This window comes from Bacteroides sp. ET225 (genome assembly GCF_024733745.1).
GTDB classification, from domain to species: domain Bacteria; phylum Bacteroidota; class Bacteroidia; order Bacteroidales; family Bacteroidaceae; genus Phocaeicola; species Phocaeicola excrementipullorum.
The window spans coordinates 1-2,381 of the sequence record NZ_JANRHN010000071.1; the positions used below are offsets into that span (position 1 = coordinate 1).

Sequence of the window (2,381 nt, forward strand, 5' to 3'; positions counted from 1 at the left end):
TCCCTCTCATAATATGGAATTTTGCTCAGGACATCTTCCATCCAGATTCTAGGGTCTACTTCTGCTGATTTGCAGGTGGCAATCAGTGAGTACACGATGGCAGCCCTGTATGCGGATGCGTCGTTGCCGCAGAACAGATAGTTCTTTCTTCCCAAAGCCAAAGGTCTTATGGCATTTTCTATGCGGTTGTCATCAATTTCGATTCTTCCGTCGTTTACGTATCTGGAAAGTCTTGGAAGGAGCGTGTAAGTATATTCGATGGCTTTACCCATACGGCTTTTAGGAAGCACTCTAAGATAAGCATCCTGCAGCCACTTTTCAAATTCAAGTATCAGCGGATAGGACTCATGGATACGTTTTTCCTTACGCTCTTCAGTAGTGAGCCCTGCATCATTGGCATCAGACTCTATCCTGTACAACTTGCCGATGTAGTGAATCGCCTGTGTAGCCAGGGTCCTGTTCTCTTCCAGAGCATCCACGTATTTTCTTCTGACATGTGCCCAGCAGCCGGCCAGAGTAATTCCTTTCATCCGCTCAAACTGTTCGTAAGCTGCATAGCCGTCACATTGCACAATGCCACGGCAGCATCCCAGCAGTTCACGGGCTACCATGCCCGAACGGCTGCCACGGTCATAATGGAACATGACGTCCCCCGTGATGCCGTCGCGTACGCACCACTCATACCCCTTTTTCGCCTTATGTTTCTCATTGTCCATAACAGGAATGACACTCTCGTCCACTTGTATATACTCACTGGAGAGTATCTTCTGTTTGAGCAGGTTGTACAGAAGCCTGAGTTTCTCCACCGCCATTTCATACCATCCGCACATGGTAGATTCGCTTATGATGATTCCTGATTCGCGATACTGCTGTATCAGACGGTAGAGCGGGAGATGATGCATGAACTTGCCGATGATAATGTCCGTCAGGACCGAGGCGCCTGCCATACATTTGCTGACCGGGACAAGAGGAAGAGGATGAATCAGAATCTGCCTTTCCTCGGGATATTTCTCCATATCGGATTTTCTTATCACTTTGTGACGGACGGTCTTCAGGATATATACTTTTGCCGGAACACGCTCCAGGCGTGAACTCTCTTCCTTTCCGATTTCAATGAAATCATCCTTAAGCCTGCCTTCCCCGTCAGTTGTTCCTTCGGGGTAAAGATCAACAACTTCTACCGGAAGAGAAGATGTATCCAAGGGCTTGCGGGACGGCTTCTCCTTGACTTTTATGGTTCTGGTGATTTCTTCATCGCTTTTGCGGACTTCATCCTCCATCCGGGATATTTCCATGGAGGACATTTCTTCTTTTGAGAACAGAAACAACTGGTTGGGATCAAGCGGAAGATTTTTTTCGCTCATCCGTCCGAAGACTTTTTTCCGGAGCCGGTACAGCGACTGCTCCAGCGAAGCAACCCTGCTGATAAGCGCCGCTTTATCCTGGCGGAGCTTATCAATCTCTTCCAATAAGGCTTTTTCCTGTTCTTCCGTAAGCATCTGTATCTCATTGTTTCACAATGTAAATATACTAAAATCCAATGACATACAAAAGCAAACAGAGTAAGAAAACGGCACTATTTTCGAAGTTTCTGCAGGTTTTCAAGTCTCGTGCGACGGGAGTCGCGGGCTTCCATGATACCCTCCACTATCATGACAAGTTCCCGCCATTCTATATTTGCACAGACCTCATTGTCGTTGACAGAATCAGGCTTGCCTAAGGTACCGGCTTCCAGAAGTTTGGAATACAGCACCATGCCGCCCGGCTCCCAATGCAGGAGCTTTATGCGGTCACGGGCACGGTTTATGAAGATATACACATTGCCGCTGCAGGGGTCCTGACCCATGGCGTCGGTGATGATACCGCTGAGAGTATGAAAGCTTTTGCGCATATCAGTAGGGCGGTTATACAACAGATAGCGCATACTGTCATTAAGGCTGAACATGGCTGCAGGCCTGGATGATTGAATACAGTTCCTTGCCGTTCAGTTCACCGCAGATACGTATGGCACTACCGGCCGGAGTACGTATTTCTATCTCTTTCAATCCGCTTGGCATGGCCGGTATACTTTTCTGTTTACGTCCGCTCGTTCCGGCAAATGAAGGAACCGGAACAAAAGATCCGCTGTGCGGAAGCTCGATAAACTCACCTTGAGCCGTTTTACCAGATGATTGCTCGGCGGCATAACGGGATTTGCTGTCATAAAACCGCCATACAGGGATATTGAGTTCCTCCAGTCTTGACTTATAAGTCATTTTGTGCTCTTTGCAGTAGTTCATTATCTCTACCACTTCTTCTCGTGTCATCATAACTTGGCTTTTTGGACGTAAAGTTAATGATGGAAGTTGGAGACGAAAATACGTGGTTTACCGAATGCTTAC

General features: G+C 47.5%; 3 protein-coding genes. All 3 read right to left on the bottom strand.

Translation table 11 applies throughout. The features are described 5' to 3' along the window. Positions 1-1,499: IS66 family transposase (locus NW212_RS15090; protein WP_258339436.1), on the bottom strand; the 1,499-nt coding region annotated here is incomplete at its 3' end. A 77-nt stretch (positions 1,500-1,576) separates the two neighbouring features. Beyond that, on the bottom strand, positions 1,577-1,945 hold the full coding sequence (gene tnpB, locus NW212_RS15095) for an IS66 family insertion sequence element accessory protein TnpB (protein WP_106483707.1): 369 nt from the start codon (positions 1,943-1,945) through the stop codon (positions 1,577-1,579). Next, a complete protein-coding gene (locus tag NW212_RS15100) occupies positions 1,932-2,309 on the bottom strand; it encodes a hypothetical protein (protein WP_258339437.1) in 378 nt (125 codons plus the stop codon). The genes tnpB and NW212_RS15100 overlap by 14 nt, the downstream gene beginning before the upstream one ends. Between the last annotated feature and the right edge of the window lie 72 nt (positions 2,310-2,381).

Bases quoted from the DNA above. Each gene is read 5' to 3' on its own strand.
- tnpB (WP_106483707.1), bottom strand. From the start codon at position 1,945: ATGTTCAGCCTTAATGACAGTATGCGCTATCTGTTGTATAACCGCCCT.
- NW212_RS15100 (WP_258339437.1), bottom strand. From the start codon at position 2,309: ATGATGACACGAGAAGAAGTGGTAGAGATAATGAACTACTGCAAAGAG.